Source organism: Frankia sp. CoBUL1 (assembly GCF_978021245.1).
On sequence record NZ_CDXDOS010000055.1, the window covers coordinates 1 to 17,293 of the forward strand.

Here is a 17,293-nt window from a genome sequence, read left to right on the forward strand (position 1 = left end):
CGCCCCGCCCCGATCCGCCGCATCGCCCCGATCCGCCAGGCCGTCCCGATCCGCCAGGCCGGGCAACGTGACGAGCGGCGTCACCTATGCGGACGACGGCGCTTCCGCGCGTCGCTCCCCCGGCGGCACGGGCGACGGTCCGGCCGCAGCCGGCGTGGCCGGGGCCAGCGCGGCCGGGGCCGGGGCCGGTGGAGCGGGTAGGCCGCTCACCCCCCGTCCGCCCGTGAACCGGCGTCGGGTCCTGAAGAAGATGGGGCTGACGGCGATCGTTCTGGGGCTGGTCGTCTCGTTGTTGTCCCTGCCGTTCGTCGGTGCGGTCGGCCTGTTCGCCAAGGAAAGCGCGGACCACTTCCTCGGGCTGCCCGCCGAGCTCGTCACACCTCCGTTGCCGCAGAGTTCGACGATTCTGGCCGCCGACGGATCCGTGATTGCCGCGTTGCGCGGGGCCGAGAACCGCATCGTCGTGCCCGGCAACGAGATCCCGAAGATCATGCGCGAGGCGATCGTCTCGATCGAGGACGCCCGCTTCTACAAGCACGGCGGCGTCGACCCACAGGGCGTCTTCCGCGCCGCGCTGCGCAACAGCGAGGCCGGCGGAGTCGCTCAGGGCGGTTCGACGCTGACTCAGCAGTACGTCAAGAACGTGCTGCTGCAGAACGCCCGCACCACGCGGGAGCGAGAGGTCGTGGCCGGGGACTCCCTGGACCGCAAGATCCAGGAGCTCCGGTACGCCCTGGACATCGAGAAGCGGTTCTCCAAGGACGAAATCCTGGAGCGCTACCTCAACATCGCGTATTTCGGTGACGGCGCGTACGGGATCGGCACCGCCGCCGAGCACTACTTCGGGGTGCCCATCTCCCAGGCCACCTTCGAACAGGCAGCGCTGCTAGCCGGGCTCGTGCAGAGTCCGTCCCGGTACAACCCCGCAGCTCACCCGGAGGCCGCGCTGGCCCGGCGCAACACCGTGCTGGACAAGATGGCCGGCGAGGGGTACGTCTCCACCACCCAGGCGGAGGCGGCGAAGCAGCTGCCGCTGAACGTCGTGAAAGCCCCGCCGCCAGCCGCGGACTCCTGCGAGACGTCGTCGGCGCCGTTCTTCTGCGACTACGTGCGCTCCCAGCTGCGGGCGAGCCCGGCGCTCGGTTCCACCCTGGAGAAACGCAACCGACGCATCTACGAGGGCGGCCTGGTCATCAGGACCACTCTCGACCCACTAGTGCAGCAGGCGGCGCAGGACGCCGTCAACTCGACCATATCGCCGAGCAACCGGGTGTCGGCGACCGAGGTCGTCATCCAGCCCGGTACCGGCAACATCCTCGCCATGGCAGTGAACCGGGTGTACGGCTCGAACACAGCCGCCAACCAGACGGTGGTGCCGCTACCGACCAACGCCACCTTCCAGCCCGGGTCGACGTTCAAGACCTTCGTGCTCGCCGCCGCGCTCGAACAGGGCTACGGCACCTCGACGGCCTTCTACTCCCCGGCCTGCTACGAGAGCAAGAAGTTCCCGTTGGACCGCGGTGAGGACGACTGCCCCAGGGGTTTCTCGAACTCCGATCCCGCCGAGGCCGGCATCTACGACATCCCCAAGGGCACCTGGGACTCAGTGAACACCTTCTACGTGCAGCTCGCGGAGAAGACCGGCATCCCGGCGGTCCTGGAGATGGCCAAACGCCTAGGCGTCACACCGCCGAAGGCGGACAAGATCGGCTCCACCGACGGGGCCACCGCCATCGGTGGCGGCCAGTACATGTACGTTTCCCCGTTGCAGATGGCCGACGCCTACGCGACGATCGCCGGCGGCGGGGTGCGCTGCACGCCCCGCTTCGCCACCGGGGCCGTCGACTCCAGCCACGACCCGATCGACATCGCCCAGCCGCCGCAGTGCGAACAGGTACTCGCCAAGGGTGTCGCCGACACCGTGACCAGCGTGCTCGCCGGCGTCCCGCTCCACGGGACCGGGACCAAGGCGGCCATCGACCGCCCCTCGGCGGGCAAGACCGGCACCACCGACGAGTTCTCTGCCGCCTGGTATGTCGGCTTTACCCCGCAGATCACCGCAGCGGTAGCCGTCGGCGATCCCGTGGGTGCGGAGAGCCACCCGCTGCGGGGCGTCGTCGCCGACGGCCGGACCTGGCCCCGTGTCTTCGGCGGCGACCTGCCCGCGATCATCTGGAGCAAGTCGATGCGGGCCGCCCTGGCCAACCAGCCGGTAGTCCCGTTGCCCGGCGCCGCTCCAACCGTCGCGCGCGGCACCAAGGGCAGCCTGCAGAACACCCCGCCAGCGCCAGCGCCGGCACCCGGTCAGGGCCTCGGCGACCTGTTGCAGAACCTGGGTCAGCAGATCTTCCCTGGCACGGACCAGAGCGGGCAGAACCAGGGACAGCCGCAGCAACCCCAGAACGGCGCCGAACCGGGATCCGGCAGAGGGGATCAGCCTGCCGCCCACTAGCCAGCCTTCCGGCGGTCTGTCAGCGCCTGAGGTCGTGGGCGGCGGGTACCTGCACGGGATCGACCCCGAGCGCCAAGGCGAGATAAACGGCCGTGTAGTCGAACAGGCCGATGAGTGAGGCGAGCCGTTCCAACGGCCCGCCGCCGTCGGCGCGCAGTTCAGTGACGCCGACGCCTCGCTCGGCCGCCACCGCCGCCTCGGCCTGCTGGGCGACATCCGGACGTTCGACGTCGGGATCGCGCAGCAGGACCAGGCGGAGCCGGATCGACTCGTCCTCCTCGGCGCGGTCGCGGAAGAAGTCGTCGAGGTCGTCGCGCGCCGGGTCGCCAGCCGCCGCGAGACCAGCCCCGAAGGCACCGTCGAACAGCGCGACCTGGTGGCGGGCGGGATGCGGCAGCGCCCCGGCGATGGCCGGATACTTCGCGCTCGTCGCGAGCTGGGTGACGGCACGTTCGGCCACCACGTTCGTCACCGGTGAGGTTCCCCAGATGAGCGGCAACGTACCGGCCAGCTCGAGCGCGAGCGTCTTCGCCGGATTGACGAACGACTCGCTGGACGAACGGCAACGGGTCGCGACGTCCTCGAGGCGGACGGCGGCCGCCTCGATCGCCTCGTCCGCCACCCGCGCGATACCCAGGGCCCGGGCGACGATGATCAGTGGCAGCGACAACGACCACAGGACGGCACGAGCGGGCCGCTCCGCCGAGGTCACGACGAGGGGCGCACCGGTCACCCCGGCCAGGTAGGCCAGGGGGGTGTCGGCAGGGGCGACCACGGCCACCCGCGCGCCGCGCCGGTTCGCCTCCTCCACCGCCGAACAGGTCTCCGCGGAGGTACCGGACGCCGACACCGCGAGGACGACGTCGGCCACCCCCACCCAGCCCGGCAGGCCGTAGGTGTGGTGACCGATGACGGGCACCGGGCCGGCCGGCCCGGCGACGGCGGCGAGCACCTCGGCGGCCAGCGCCGCGCCGCCCACACCCACCACGACGACCGCCCGGGGCCGTCCGTCGGCGGCGAGGCGACCGACCCCGGCCTCCTGGGCGAGGGTGGCACCGCGACGGACCTGGCGGGCGGCGGAGGCGATGTGCGGCAGGAGACCGCCGGCGTGACCGGCGTCGATCCGGGCGGTGTCGTCGAGGATCGCCTCGTCGAGATACACGTCGAGGCCGCGGCGTCAGTTCGACGCCGACGCGCCGGAGAACGGGATCGCCTCGTCGAGCAGCATCACCGGGATGTCGTCCCGCACCGGGAACGCCAGGTCGCAGGCGAGGCACACCAGCACGGGGGCGCCGCTCAGCTCGTCGGGCCGCAGCTCACCGTGCTTGCTGCACGGGCAGACAAGGATCTCCAACAGCAGCGGGTCGAGACTCATCAGGCTTCCCTTCCGCTCCGGATCCGGGCGAGGATCTCGTCGCGCAGCCGGTGCATCGTGGCGTCGTCGGGCCCCTCCACATTGAGCCGCAACAGCGGCTCGGTGTTGGACGGGCGGAGGTTGAACCAGGATCCGTCCGAGAAGGAGATCGTCAACCCGTCCAGGTGGTCCGCGTCGGCAGCGTCCGGCGCGTACGCCTTCTCGATCACGTTCATCGCCGCCGCGGCGTCCGCGATCTCGGAATTGATCTCACCGGACGCGCTGTAACGGGCGTACCCCCCGAGCAGCTCGGACAGCGGCCGGTCCTGGCTGCCCAACGCGGCAAGCACATGGAGCGCGGCGAGCATGCCGGAGTCCGCTCGCCAGAAGTCGCGGAAGTAGAAGTGACCGGAATGCTCGCCACCGAAAACCGCGCCGGTACGGGCCATCTCGGCCTTGATGAACGAGTGGCCCACGCGGGTCCGGACCGGGACCCCCCCGCGCTCGGTGACCAGCTCGGGGACCGCCCGGCTGACGATGACGTTGTGGATGATCGTGCCCCCCGGCTCCCGGGCCAGCTCGCGATCGGCCACCAAGGCGGTGATGGTCGACGGAGGGACAATCTCCCCCCGCTCGTCGACGACGAAGCAGCGGTCGGCGTCGCCGTCGAAGGCCAGGCCGATGTCGGCTCCGGAGCTGCGGACGGCGGCCTGCAGGTCCCGCAGGTTCGCCGGCTCGATCGGGTTCGCCTCGTGGTTCGGGAAGGAGCCGTCCAGCTCGAAGTAGAGCGGGATCACTGTCAGCGGCAGCCCGGTGAAGGTGGCCGGGACGGTCAGCCCGCCCATGCCGTTGCCCGCGTCCACGGCGACCGTCAGCGGCCGGATCTGCGCCAAGTCGACCAAGGTGCGCAGATGACGCACGTAGGAGTCCAGCAGGTCCCGCCGAGCCACGGTGCCGCGACGACCGGGACCGGCGGGAATACCCGCCTCGATCATCGCGCGGATGTCGGCGAGCCCGGTCTCCTGGCCGATGGGTGCCGCGCCGGCCCGGCAGAGCTTCATGCCGTTGTACTTCGCCGGGTTGTGCGACGCGGTGAACATCGCACCCGGAATGTTCAGCGAACCGGCGGCGAAGTAGAGCAGATCGGTGGATCCCAGCCCGGCGGCGATCACGTCCGCGCCCTGGCTGGCCGCCCCTTCCGCGAAGGCCTCGGCGAGCGGGACCGACGACTCCCGCATGTCGTGCGCGGTCACGATCCGCGGGGCGCCGAGCAGCCGCACGAAGGCAGCTCCGGTGGCTCGGGCGACGTCGGCGTCGAACTCCGCCGGCACCACGCCACGCACGTCGTACGCCTTGAAGATCCGCGAGAGGTCACGCATCCCTTCCAACCCCTTCTCCCTGGTGTCCCCCGGCACCGGGTGAATGGTGCCCCCCGGCCGCGCGGCCACTACTGCGACCGGCTCGGTTGACCTTATCCGCCGGGTCCGACACCGCTGGAACCGCGTCCGGGCGAACTCGCGCCGAACCACCGGTACCAGGACAAACGGAAGATCGGGACGATCACCTGACCGGGACGGCCAAGAGGTGGGAGCGCTCCGGATCAGGACGGACTGGGAACGGCCCGCAGGTGACCCCGCCGGCCACCCGGGGGTGGGGCCTGCGGACCCTGCGGGGGCTCCGGCCCTCCCCGCCGGGACGCCTCACGCACGGCGTCCGCGAGGGCCTCCAGATCGTCCCCGGCCACCTCACGACCCCCCTCACGGGGCGCCTCGGCCTCAAGCCGGACCACAGCCCAGCCAAGCGGCACGGTGAGCCGATCCGCGTGGGTGCCGCACAGATCGTAGGAGTGTGGTTCGACGTACGGGGAGAGCGGACCCAACACCGCCGTGGATTCCGCGTAGGCGTACGTGAGCGTGGCGACCGCGGCTGCGGAACAGGCCGAGCGGGAGCAGCGCCGAGGCTTCACGTTCCGGACGGTAGCCCCCGGAACGGACGACGGCCACCACCTCGGGTCGTGTCGCGTGGCGCGACGACTAATCGTCACGCGGCGTCGACCATGCCATCGCGGCCCGCATACAATATCCCTCGTTCAGCACGTATCCAGAGCGATTTTGAGATCATGGACCGTCCTCGAGCTGGTAGCGATGGGGGATGGAGCGCAGGGATGTGACCGGAACCGTCGTTGCCGCGCCCACGGATCGGCGCACCACTCCGAGCGATGCCGGAAGCGGCGCGGAGTTCACCGCGATCGACGGACGACCGTCCATCCTTGAACGCTACGCTGACAGGGTGACCGAGCCCGAGCGGTTCCCGGCAGTCGCCCGGCCAATTCCGCCACGGCGCCGGCGCGACCGGCGCGGCCGTGGCATCCGGGGCACTCTCCTTCCGCCGGACGTGCCCGCCTACGCCACCCGCGGCGACCGCTTCGACGATCTCGTCCTGGACGCCGTCGAGCATCTCGACCACCGGTGGTCCGCTGAGCTCGCGGACGTCGAGTTCGCCGTCGAGGACGTACCGCCGGTGGCGGTGACCGATGATGAGATCCCGCTCGCCCATTACCAGCCGGCCAGCGGCAAGGGTCGGTCGGGAACCCCGCGACGCATCGTCGTCTACCGCCGCCCGATCGAGGCGCGGGCCGTCGACAGCGAGGACCTGGCCGAGCTCGTCCTCGATGCGATCATCCACGAGATGGCTGAGATGATGGGGGTTGACCCCGCCGTGATCGACCCGGAGGGCCACGGCTGGGGCGACGAGGAATAGCGAGTAACAGCGAGGAACAGCCGAGCCGCGGTGGCTGGCCGGCCGCAGGACACCCACCACGAGGGAGACCGTGACCACCAGGAACGAGCCCGCTCGGGCGACGGCATCCGGCGCCCGGGTCCTGCCACTGCACGGTCAGGCGCAGTCGTACGCCTGGGGGTCCCCGAGCGCGATTCCGAACCTGCTCGGGGCGGCCGCGACCGGTGAGCCGGTCGCGGAGTTGTGGCTCGGCACCCATCCGGTGGCGACGGCCCTCGCCGAGGACGACGGCATCCGCCGTCCGGCCACCGACCTCGTCGGTCCGCTGCCGTTCCTGCTCAAGGTGCTGGCCGCCGAGAAGGCGCTGTCGCTGCAGGTGCACCCGGACCTGGCGCAGGCCCGGGCCGGGTTCGACGCGGACGACGCGGCCGGTCTCGGCTTGGGCGATCCACGTCGACGTTACCGTGACCGGAATCACAAGCCCGAACTGATCGTCGCGCTGTCCCCGTTTCGGGCTCTCGCCGGCGTGCGTGATCCCGGCCGGACCCTCGCCATCGTCGCCCGGCTGGGCTCACCGGCCCTCACCGCCGCCTTCCGGCCACTGGCCGACGATCCCTCGGGCGGCGCCGCACAGGTGCTCCGCTCCCTGCTGACCATGCCGCGCGAACCCGCCCGCGACCTCGTCCGCGGCCTCGTAGCGACGGCCCGCCGGCTCGCCGCCGGCCCGTACGGCGCGGCAGCGCCGGGGCCGCCCAACGCCGAAACGGACGGCACGGCGACGGACGGGGCCGCGGTGGACGGCGCCGAAGCCGATGACGCCGAAGCCGATGACGCCGCGCGGGCGGCCGATCTGATCGGTCTGCTCGCGGCCGCGCACCCGGGCGACGTCGGGATCGCGGCCGCCCTGTTGCTGAACGACGTCACCCTGCGCCCCGGGGAGGGGCTCTTCCAGCCCGCGCGGCTGCTCCACGCCTACGTCTCCGGCCTGGGTATCGAGATCATGGCGGCCTCGGACAACGTGCTGCGCGGCGGGCTCACCCCCAAGCACATCGATGTCGACGAGCTCCTACGCATCCTCGATCCCACTCCGAGCGCGGCACCGATCCTCATGCCCCGTACCCTCGCGGCCTCCTCCGGTGGTCTGCTCCGCAGCTGGGACGTCCCCGTCGGGGACTTCGCCCTCACCGAGGCGATCTGCACCGGGGGTGCCCTGGACGTGGGACGGCCCATGGTGCTGCTGGCCATCGAGGGTGCGGTCCGGGTGACCGGCACCGCCGACGACGGGACGACCGTCGCCCCGGTGGAGTTGCGCGGGGGCCGGTCCGCCCTGCTGGCCGGATCCGCCGCGTTGACCCTCACCGGCACCGGTCGGGTCTTTCTCGCCGCTTCCGGCCGCTGACGGGCGACGCCACCGACAGGGCGGGGTGCTGACGGCCCGGAAGACCGGAAGCGTCACGAACCTCCCGCACGTCCTGGGAGGACGCCGACCGGTGCCCGGCCCGCCACGAGGCGAAGGTCGAGGGTCGGCGGACACGGGCCTAGCCGCGCTGATACAGGACGGTGGGATCCTCGATGGAGACCGGAGCGTCGAGGAGCCTCGGCGCCCCCCACAACGAAACGACGGTGGAGATGCTCCGCGGCATCACGGGCCTGGGCATCCCGAAGGTCAACGACGCGGCGGTCGACGACGCGGAGCCGGTGGAGCCGGAGGAGCCGGAGGGGGTAGGCCCGCGGGGCGGATCCCCGGATACCCGGCCCTCCCCCGGCGTACCGGGGGGAGGGCCGATCACGGCGGTGGCCTCCAGCGGGCCGCCGACCGCGACAAGCCGTCCACCGGCCCGTCCGATCGGCATGCGGGCGGTCGCGACGGTGCCTGGCCGTACCCGTACCAGCTCGCCGTCGATCCACGCCGTGACCGCTCCCGCCGGAGCGGCGAGCACGACGACGCCGGTCGCGCCGGGCGGTACCGGTGGGAGGGAGACGACCGCGTCCGGCGCGGATCCCGCCCCGGCGGCCAGCCCCGGCGGCCCGGAGAGGCCGACCGCCTGGCCGTACGCGTCGAGCCCGCGTGGGTCGAGCGGAGGATCAAGGCTGGTGGCGCCGACCCAGGTGGATCCGCCGTCCGAGCCGGTCGACCGCTCTCCCGCCCGGCCCGACGGTGCGGCCAGTCCGGCGAGCACCGGTGCGTCATCGGCCGATTCGACCAGGACCGCCGAGGCGGCGCCCGCCGGCAGCGGCACGGGCGTGGTGATCGCACCCGTGGCGGGCACGACGACGGCCTCCAGACCGATCGGCGTGTGCCGACCCGTACCCGTGAGGACCGTGATGCGCACCGTGGCCTCCCGCAACGGTGCGGCGAGCACCAGGTGCGCCGTCGAGGACGCGGACCCCGCCGGGACGACGACCCCGCCAAGCAGGAGACGCCGGGCCGGGGCGGAGGTGCTCGGGACAAGGCTCACCGGATCCGCGCGCCCCGCCCGGTCCGTCCCCGGCACCGAGTCCGTACGCCCCGCGCTGGGCCGGTCCGCGACCCAGGTGAGAACCCGGCCGGAGCGCACCTGGACGTCGAGCGCGGTCGCGGTGGCCTCCGGTGCGAGGGAGGCGAGTCGCCGGATCACCGCGTGGTCCGGGGGCACGGTGATGTCCTGCGGCGACGTCGCCGGTCCGTCGGAAAGCACCCGCACGTTGATCCGGGCCGGTTCATCTGCCAGATTCGACCAGATCACCACCGGATCCCGACCGGCCACGGTCGATGGTCCGGTGAACCAGACCCGGGCCCGGGACGGCTCGCAACGCGCCTGAATCGGCCCGACGCCGTCCATTGACCCGACGCCGTCTTTGTCCCGGGCCGTCACGGTGGCCGACAGTCCCCCGGCGGACGCACCCTGGGCGGTCACCAGGATCGATCCACGGCCGCCCGCCACGCCGGTGACGGCGCTGCTCTCCGAGGGCCGCGGAAGATCCAGGTGACGTCGACCACGGGCGTCCATCCGTAGTCCAAGCCCCTTGGTTGGCACCTCGGGCCCCACCGTGGGCACCCGCACCCGGCCCGTTGGTCCACCGCCGGCGGCCACGTCCAGGCCGAGCGAACGGGCCCGCCCGCCCGGCCCGTCCGGATCGGGTGCCACCAGCGTCAGGTCCGGGCAGGCCAGCATGGCGCCTGACAGCGGCCAGATCCGTCCCTTCCCGGCACCGGTGCTGGTGCCGCTGGTGCCGGTGCCGGTGCTGGTGCCGGTGCCGGTGCCGGTGCCGGCGAGGAACGCCCCGGTCAGCCCGAGCAGTCCGAGGACCGCCAGCGGCAGCACCGTCCGCGAAACGACCGTCCGCGAAACGACCACGACGTGACACGACGGCCGCTGGTATGACGGCCGCTGGTATGACGGCCGCTGGTATGACGGCCGCTGGTATGACGGCCGTTCGACCTTCCCGACCCGCCCCGGCTGCGTCGCAGCCGGGGGAGCCATCCGCCGCGACCGCATGACCGGGATTCCCAGCAGGACCGGGATTCCCAGCAGGACGAGCGCGGCGAGTGCCGCAGCCTGGCCCACCACTGCCCGGTGGGGTGAAGTCCGGTCGTGGTCGATGCGGAGCCGACCGCCGTCGGGCGGCAGTTGGAATCCGGCTGCCCAGCCCCACGCCCGGAACGGAGCCAGCGGCCGGCCTTCCAGCCACGCGTGCCATCCGGCATCCGCCGGTACGGCGAGCACCAGGCAGCGTGCCGGGCCGGACCGGGCGGCGAGGGCGGGCAACCGCTCGCCGGAGGCCAACCGACGTACCGAGGAGGGCGCTGGCGGCAGCGGCGCCGAGAGGAGGGGAAGAACACCCGGCGCCGTACCGATCGGGCGGGTTGTCGGCCTCGTCGCCGCGGGAGCGGAGTGCCGCGCCACCGGCTCACGGCGATCGGCCCGATCGGACTCCATCACCCAGGCCAGGGGTCCGCCCGCCCACCCGGACGCGTCCGGTCGCGGCGCACCGGTCCCACCGGGCTCTCCCAAGGCCGTCGCACCACGGGCCGCAACGGCGGGGCGCCAGAGGATCGCCCCCGGGCGGGGACGATCCCGGATCAAGGACGGCGTCGCGTCCAGTCGGGCGACGAGCTGAGAGGCCGAGTCGACCGTAGGTACAGCAACCGATGTCACGCCCAGAAGCGGGAGCCAGCCGGCTGCCCGGCCACCGCTGGTGGCGAGGTCCGCGACCATGTCGGCAAGGAACCGGCCGGACCGCCGCGGGGTGCGGGCGCCGGCCTCGGGAAACGTCGGCCCGGACGCGGAGGCCAGGGTGTACCGGATCGTTCTGGCCGAGGCCGGTTGGTGCAGGACGAGGACGCGGGCACCCGGCCCGGCGGCGCGGGTCACGGCCGCGACCGCGTGGGCGAGGGCGGACCCCTCGACGCCGGCCGGGTTCGCCCCTGTGGTGTCGTCGGGCCGGGCCACGTCCACGGCCAGGAACCGGGCGGCAAGGATCAGCGGCCCGACGAGGAGGAACAGCGTCACGGGAAGGACCACCAGCACGGCCGTGCGCCGCCGGCGGCCCCGCTCCCGGCCCGCGAGGCGGCCGAACAACCACCAGGCCAGACATCCACCGACGAAGCCGGCCACATCGGCCCTGGGTCCGCTGTCCGCACCGGCCAGCAGGGCCAGGGAGTACTGGGGCAACCGGGCCAGGGTGATCGCCGATTCGGTGAGGACGGCGACGGGATCCACCCGCAGGTCCGGAAGCACCGGGATGATCGTCGCGAGCAGAGCGACGATCATCCCGGGCAGCCTGGACCACGCGGTCAGGAACGCGACGACGACCAGGCCCGCCCAGGCGATGGCCAGCGTCGACGGGGCGCAGGCGATGAACCCAACCAGACAGATCGCGAGCGTCCACACCTGCCGGCCCGGCGCCCCACCGACGCCAAAGCCGGAGCCGTCCCGCCGGTCCCGCAGGACCGCGTCGGCGGCGGCGGCGAGCACCAGGGGAAGGCCGATCACCGCGCCCACGGTGTCGGTGCGGCAGGCGAGGACCGACCCGGTCATCACCGGGTTCAACCCGTAGCCGGCGGCGAGCCCGAACCGGGCGACCGGATGTGGTCCCAGCCGGGCGAGGGCCCGGTAGGCACTCAGGCCCGCGAGCGCCGGGCCTGCCGCCAGCAGGATCCAAGCAGCCGGCGCCGGCCTCCCCCCCAGCAGAGTGGCTGCCGCGGCGAGCAGCGCGGTGAAAGGGGGTGCCGGCCCAGGACCACTCAGAGGTTCATCGGGCGCCCCCGCCCATCCAGACCACACGGCCGACCACAGGTTCCGGCTGCCGGCCGGGAGCGGCAGGCCCCCGCCGAGCATGTCCGCCGGCATCCCCCGCATGGCCAGGAGCCCGACGGCACCCAGCAGGGCCGCCAGGGTCGTCGGCGGCCAGGCCTGCCGGCGCGGGTGCACATCCGGCCTGGGCCCGGTGACCACCAAGGTGGTGTCGGCGACGTCTTCGGCGGCTCCGGCCCGATCAAGGAGATCATCGGCGCCGGCTCCGCGCCGCCACGGCAGGCGGGCCGGGAACAACGGGCGGACGGCCCGATGCGGCACCGCCCACGTGCGGGCGGCGCGCCGACGCATCCGGCGCAGCTGCCGTGGCCGCCCCAGCACGGTACCGGCGAGCGTGAGCTCGGCGAGCGCCGCCCGGGGTCGGCCGCGCAGGGGCAGGCCGAGGGTGCGCACGACCGTTCCGACGAGCAGGGCGACCACCATCGCCGGAAACAGCACCGTCGCCGTGTTCGCCAGCCGGACCCGTAGAGCCCCCGCACGGTCGGCCGATGCCCTGGGGAAGGCCGGCCCCCCGGAAAAGGCTGAGGCCGAGGTCACGGTCACCGTGGCCGACGGGACGACGACGACCCGTAGGCCGGCACGGGCCACCCGCCAGCCGAGATCGATGTCATGACCACCATCGAGCTCGGGGTCGAGTCCACCCAGCAGTCGCCAGACCACCGCCCGCACGAGCATACCCGAACACGCGACGGCGAGGACGTCACGTACCCCGTCACACTGGACATGATCATCATGGTCCGGGCGAATTCCGGGATGCCGTTGCCCGGCCCGGTCAACGCTCACCCCGGCTTCGACCACCCGGGGTCTCGTCACCGGCCGGGACCGCGCACCTGTCGATCCAGCAGAACCGCCCGCTTCGGCGGGCGGGGCGGATTCCGGAGCGCGGGCGAGCAGTTTGGGGCCGAGGACGGCGGCGCCCCGGTCCAGCCGGGCGTAGGCCAGCAGGGTGTGCAATGCGCCCGGGGCGGGGATCGCGGTGTCGTCGAGGAGCCAGACGAACCCGTGCTCCGGTGGGTTCCCCAGCCGAGCCAGCCCCACGGCTACGGCGGCGCCGAACGGTGTGGCGGACGGCACCTCTACGACAAGGGGCTCGGCGACCGGGTCACCGGCCTGAGCATCCGCGCCGTCGGTGCCCGGGTCGACGGGATGGTCGGCGGACGGGAGGCGACTGTCCCCGTCCAGGGGAGACGCGCGTTGCCGGGGAACGCATCCCCCGCCACCGAGCCGCACCTCGACGACCCGGTCCGGCGGTCTGGTCTGGGCACGCAGGGCGGCCCGGACCTGGGCGGCGACGTCGGGTCCACCACGCCCTCGACCGAGCACGCAGACCGCGACGACCGGCGGCCCCGCATCATCGGCCACGGTCACCGCGGCGACCGTGGCCGCCTGTGACCTGCCCGGATCGCCCGTCATGCGCCGACCGCCGGTCACCGGTCGGGCTCAGACCGCTCGGCGTCGCTGCTTGCGTCTCTCCCGCTCGGACATGCCGCCCCAGATCCCGAACCGCTCGTCGTTCTCCAGCGCGTACTCCAGGCACTCGGCCCGGACCTCACAGCCCGAGCAGATGCGCTTGGCCTCGCGGGTCGAGCCGCCCTTCTCCGGGAAGAACGCCTCGGGATCGGTCTGCGCGCACAGCGCACGTTCCTGCCACTCCATCGCCTCGCCGAGAAGGTCCCCCATCCCCAGATCGATCACCTGGGCGAGGGCGGACCTCCCGGCCGATCCACCAAGATCCTCCAAGTCCTCGGTCTCCGCCTCGTCGGCCTCGTCGACATCGGCCTCGTCGACATCGTCGATGTCCTCGACGGAGTCGTCCTGGATGTCCTCGACGAGGTCGGTGTCCTCGGCGACGGACCGACCGGTCAACTCGGGGAGGACGGGAGCGGCCGTGGCCGGCACCCGCGCCCGCGGGACCGTTTCGGATGTGGCCCGGGTGTGCCGTTCGGTGAGCACCCGCTCAGGGTGATCAGCGAACGGGTCATGCTCAGCGGGACGCTCGACGTCCGCGAGGACAGTGTGGACGCCCGCGTCGGCGTGCTCCATGTGGACTCCTCCAGACCCGTCGCGGTGCGGTCGGCCACCCCTGGGCGCCGGCGCGCAGGTGACTAGTTTCCGCACCGGTCAGGCGACGCACTACCGCACGAACCCCGCCAGCGGGGGGAATGACACGCCGGTAATTACACGCTCCAGACTCGATCGCGTCAACCCCACCGTCGCAACATCTTCTACAACCAGCGATGAGACCATAGCTCACAGTCACTACAGCCTGTCGCCGAGGGTCCACGCAACCTTCCTTTCCGTCACTCTGCGCGATCAGATGGGTCGCGGCAACGGCATTATCCCGCCTAGATCTAAAGGGCATAAACCCCTAAAAGGGCAGGTCTGAGCTCGGGCAACCGCCGCAGGCGCATACCGATCAGCCGCCAGACCCGGCAACCCCAGCCTATTCGACTACGGAGAGTAGTTTTTAGTGATCAGAACTTGGCGGGTGTCAGGACACCACCGGCAGCATGGCCCGGACGGTGCGGCCCCGGGCAGCGCGAAAGCGCTCGTCAGGGATCCGGCCATACGTGGTGGTGCGTTGCCGAGCGGGACGACCCGCCCCCGCGGCCACCTCCTCAAGTTCGGCCACGGAGCGCCGCGAGCCGTGCTGCGAGCCGGCCATCCGACTGATCGTCTCCTCCATCAGCGTGCCGCCGATGTCGTTCGCCCCACCGGTGAGCACGGCCCGACAGCCCTCCACCCCGAGCTTGACCCAGGAGCACTGGATGTTGTCGATCGAACCGTGCAGCAGAATGCGCGCCATTGCGTGCACAGCCCGGTTCTCCTGACGGGTGGGGCCGGGACGGGCGACACCGGCCAGGTAGATCGGCGAGCTGTGATGGACGAAGGGGAGGGCCACGAACTCGGTGAAGCCGCCGGTGGAGTCCTGGATGCGCCGTAGCAGGCGCAGATGGGCCACCCAGTGTGCGGGGGTGTCCACGTGCCCGTACATCATCGTGGCCGAGGAGCGCAGGCCGACCCGGTGCGCGGTGGTCACCACCTCGACCCAGCTCGCCGCGGGCAGCTTGCCCTTCGTCAGCACCCAACGGACATCGTCGTCGAGGATCTCCGCCGCGGTGCCGGGGATCGTGTCGACGCCGGCCTCACGGGCCGCGGTGAGCCAGTCGCCGATCGACAGGCCGGTGCGGGTGACGCCGTTGAGAACCTCCATCGGCGAGTAGGCGTGCAGATGCAACCCCGGCGCCTGCCGCTTGATCTCACGGGCAAGATCGAAGTACGCGGCGCCCGGTAGATCGGGATGGATCCCGCCCTGGACGCAGACCTCGGTCGCGCCGACCGCCCAGGCCTGCGCTGCCCGGCTGCCCACCTCGTCCAGGGACAGCGTGTAGGCGTCGGCGTCCCCACGGCGTTGCGCGAACGCGCAGAATCGGCATCCGGTGTAGCAGACATTGGTGAAGTTGATATTGCGGTTGACGACGTAGGTGACGTCCTCGCCCACGACGTCGCGGCGCAATCCGTCCGCGAGCGCGCAGAGCTCCTCCAGGGCGGCGCCGTCCGCGCCGAACAGGGTCAGCGCCTCGGCGTCGGTGATCCCGGCCGGATCGGACCCGGCGTGGCGCAGGGCGGCGAGCGTGTCGGGGTCGATCCGCCGCATGGCACCGGCACCGGCAGCCGCGCCGGCCCGGCTCGCGATGGCCCGGCTGCCCGTGCCGACGACTCCGTCGGCCCCCGTCCCGGCCGCGCTGACCTGTGCCCGAAGCGACTCCCAGTCACCGTAGACCGTGTCGAAGTCCGCCCGTTTCTCGCTGCGGCGCCCGACCGTGTCGACCGCGGCGTGCAGATCGGTGCGGCCGGTATCAGCGAGTCCGCCGTCGGGCTCCTGCCAGGGGCGGCCGGCCGGGAGCACGCCGTCGGCGAGCAGGCCGTCCACGCCGGCCAACGCCCCGACGTGTCCGGCCAGGCGCGGGTCGATCCACGGTTCACCGAGATGGGAGGGGTAGACGGTGAGCCGGGGCCGCAGCGTGAACCCGGCCTGCGCCGTCACGGCCCCCAGGACGTCCAGGTCCGGCCAGGGCCGCTCGGGGTTGACGTGGTCGGGGGTGACCGGGGAGACGCCGCCCCAGTCGTCGATGCCGGCCGAAAGCAGCAGGGCGCACTCCACGGTGTCAACGAGGTTCGGCGGAGCCTGCACCCGCATCGTGGGGCCCAGCACCAGCCGGGTGACCGCAACGGCCGCGGCCAACTCCTCGGCACCGACGTCGGGCGCGGAGCGCATCGCGGTGTCGTCCTTGGCGCGGAAATTCTGGACGATCACCTCCTGGATCGACCCATAGCGGCGGGCCAGACCTCGAAGCTCGAAGATCGTCTCTGCCCGCTCCGTCCGGGTCTCCCCGATGCCGAGCAGCAGGCCGGTCGTGAACGGGATCGACAGCCGCCCGGCGTCGGTGAGGACCCGCAGGCGGACGGCCGGGTCCTTGTCGGGTGATCCGTAGTGCGCCCCGCCCGGCTCCGACCACAGGCGGGTCGCGGTCGTCTCCAGCATCATCCCCATCGACGGGGCCACCGGCTTGAGCCGGGCGAGTTCCACCCAGCTCAGCACACCCGGGTTGAGGTGCGGAAGCAGACCGGTCTCCTCCAGCACGGCGATCGCGACGGCACGCAGGTAACCCAGCGTCGAGTCGTAGCCGTGGGCGTCGAGCCATTCCCGGGCCACCGGCCACCGATCCTCGGGACGATCACCAAGCGTGAACAGCGCCTCGGCGCAGCCCGCCGCGGCGCCCGCCCGGGCGATGCCGAGCACCTCGTCCACCGTGAGGTAGGGGGCGGGCAACCGGTGCGGCACTGTGGCGAAGGTGCAGTAGTGGCAGCGGTCCCGGCACAACCGAGTCAACGGGATGAACACCTTCGGCGAGTAGGTGACGACACCCGGCCGCCCGATCGACGCCAGACCCGCGTCGCGGACCCGGGCCGCCGAGCGGCACAGGTCCGCGAGGTCATCGCCGCGCGCGGCCAGCAGAATGCTGGCCTCCACCACGTCGAGCGTGGCGCCGTCCCGGGCCCGGCGCAGCGCCCGGCGTAGCGCCGACGGGGACGGTGGGGAACTGGATTCGGCACCGCTGGATTCGGCACCGCTGGATGTCGCCGCCGTACTCATCATGAATTCCTCTGATTCTCCGGCGGCGCCCCGGCGCCCGGCAGGCGAACCGGTCCGGTCGGTGGCCATCGGGATCGAAGGGATGCGGTGTCGAAACGGTACTGAGCGGTTCGGCAGGAGACCCGGTCGACCCGGAGTCAGGGGGTCACGCGGCCGGCCGCACGCCACCCGGTGGCGGGTCTGCGCAGTCGGTCGAGCGTGCCGATCAACATATTCGTCCGCCGGCGCGAGGCCAGCGTCTCGACCAGAGCCTGCGTCCGGTCGGCTCGCCGGCCGGCGCCGGCGACGTCGGA

At 72.5% G+C, this 17,293-nt stretch carries 10 protein-coding genes; 3 read left to right on the top strand and 7 right to left on the bottom strand.

What is annotated here, in order from left to right; translation table 11 throughout:
* Positions 1 to 2,452: transglycosylase domain-containing protein (locus AC08OX_RS06780; protein ID WP_476607033.1), on the top strand; the 2,452-nt coding region annotated here is incomplete at its 5' end.
* Between the two features lie 19 nt (positions 2,453 to 2,471).
* Here the strand turns inward: AC08OX_RS06780 and AC08OX_RS06785 are convergent.
* The 4 genes from AC08OX_RS06785 to AC08OX_RS06800 form a co-directional block, all read right to left on the bottom strand.
* A complete protein-coding gene (locus AC08OX_RS06785; RefSeq protein WP_476607034.1) occupies positions 2,472 to 3,614 on the bottom strand; it encodes an SIS domain-containing protein in 1,143 nt (380 codons plus the stop codon).
* Between the two features lie 15 nt (positions 3,615 to 3,629).
* The gene (locus AC08OX_RS06790) at positions 3,630 to 3,827 is read right to left on the bottom strand and encodes a Trm112 family protein (protein ID WP_011435205.1); all 198 of its coding nucleotides are present in this window, start codon (positions 3,825 to 3,827) and stop codon (positions 3,630 to 3,632) included.
* Positions 3,827 to 5,185, bottom strand: coding sequence for a phosphomannomutase/phosphoglucomutase (locus AC08OX_RS06795; protein WP_476607035.1), 1,359 nt, complete (start codon positions 5,183 to 5,185; stop codon positions 3,827 to 3,829). Before AC08OX_RS06795 ends, AC08OX_RS06790 begins: the two co-directional genes overlap by 1 nt.
* Before the next feature lie 221 nt (positions 5,186 to 5,406).
* On the bottom strand, positions 5,407 to 5,772 hold the full coding sequence (locus tag AC08OX_RS06800) for a DUF3499 domain-containing protein (RefSeq protein ID WP_035908204.1): 366 nt from the start codon (positions 5,770 to 5,772) through the stop codon (positions 5,407 to 5,409).
* A 323-nt stretch (positions 5,773 to 6,095) separates the two neighbouring features.
* Between AC08OX_RS06800 and AC08OX_RS06805 the strand changes: the two genes are divergently transcribed.
* Entirely contained in the window at positions 6,096 to 6,566 is a 471-nt protein-coding gene (locus tag AC08OX_RS06805) for a metallopeptidase family protein (RefSeq protein ID WP_476607036.1), read from the top strand.
* Between the two features lie 70 nt (positions 6,567 to 6,636).
* A complete protein-coding gene (manA, locus tag AC08OX_RS06810; protein WP_476607037.1) occupies positions 6,637 to 7,944 on the top strand; it encodes a mannose-6-phosphate isomerase, class I in 1,308 nt (435 codons plus the stop codon).
* Positions 7,945 to 8,083: 139 nt separating this feature from the next.
* Here manA and AC08OX_RS06815 read toward each other — a convergent pair whose 3' ends face one another.
* The 3 genes from AC08OX_RS06815 to AC08OX_RS06825 form a co-directional block, all read right to left on the bottom strand.
* Positions 8,084 to 13,255: a DUF5719 family protein gene (locus AC08OX_RS06815; protein WP_476607038.1), complete on the bottom strand. Its 5,172-nt coding sequence runs from the start codon at positions 13,253 to 13,255 to the stop codon at positions 8,084 to 8,086.
* 27 nt (positions 13,256 to 13,282) lie between these two features.
* Positions 13,283 to 13,885: a WhiB family transcriptional regulator gene (locus AC08OX_RS06820; RefSeq protein ID WP_476607039.1), complete on the bottom strand. Its 603-nt coding sequence runs from the start codon at positions 13,883 to 13,885 to the stop codon at positions 13,283 to 13,285.
* A 448-nt stretch (positions 13,886 to 14,333) separates the two neighbouring features.
* Positions 14,334 to 17,000: a bifunctional FO biosynthesis protein CofGH gene (locus AC08OX_RS06825; RefSeq protein WP_476607040.1), complete on the bottom strand. Its 2,667-nt coding sequence runs from the start codon at positions 16,998 to 17,000 to the stop codon at positions 14,334 to 14,336.
* Positions 17,001 to 17,293: the final 293 nt, after the last annotated feature.

Excerpts from the sequence above, each read along its gene's own strand:
- AC08OX_RS06825 (WP_476607040.1), bottom strand. The coding sequence starts at position 17,000 with ATGAGTACGGCGGCGACATCCAGCGGTGCCGAATCCAGCGGTGCCGAA.
- AC08OX_RS06815 (WP_476607038.1), bottom strand. The coding sequence starts at position 13,255 with ATGACGGGCGATCCGGGCAGGTCACAGGCGGCCACGGTCGCCGCGGTG.
- AC08OX_RS06790 (WP_011435205.1), bottom strand. The coding sequence starts at position 3,827 with ATGAGTCTCGACCCGCTGCTGTTGGAGATCCTTGTCTGCCCGTGCAGC.
- AC08OX_RS06820 (WP_476607039.1), bottom strand. The coding sequence starts at position 13,885 with ATGGAGCACGCCGACGCGGGCGTCCACACTGTCCTCGCGGACGTCGAG.
- AC08OX_RS06795 (WP_476607035.1), bottom strand. The coding sequence starts at position 5,185 with ATGCGTGACCTCTCGCGGATCTTCAAGGCGTACGACGTGCGTGGCGTG.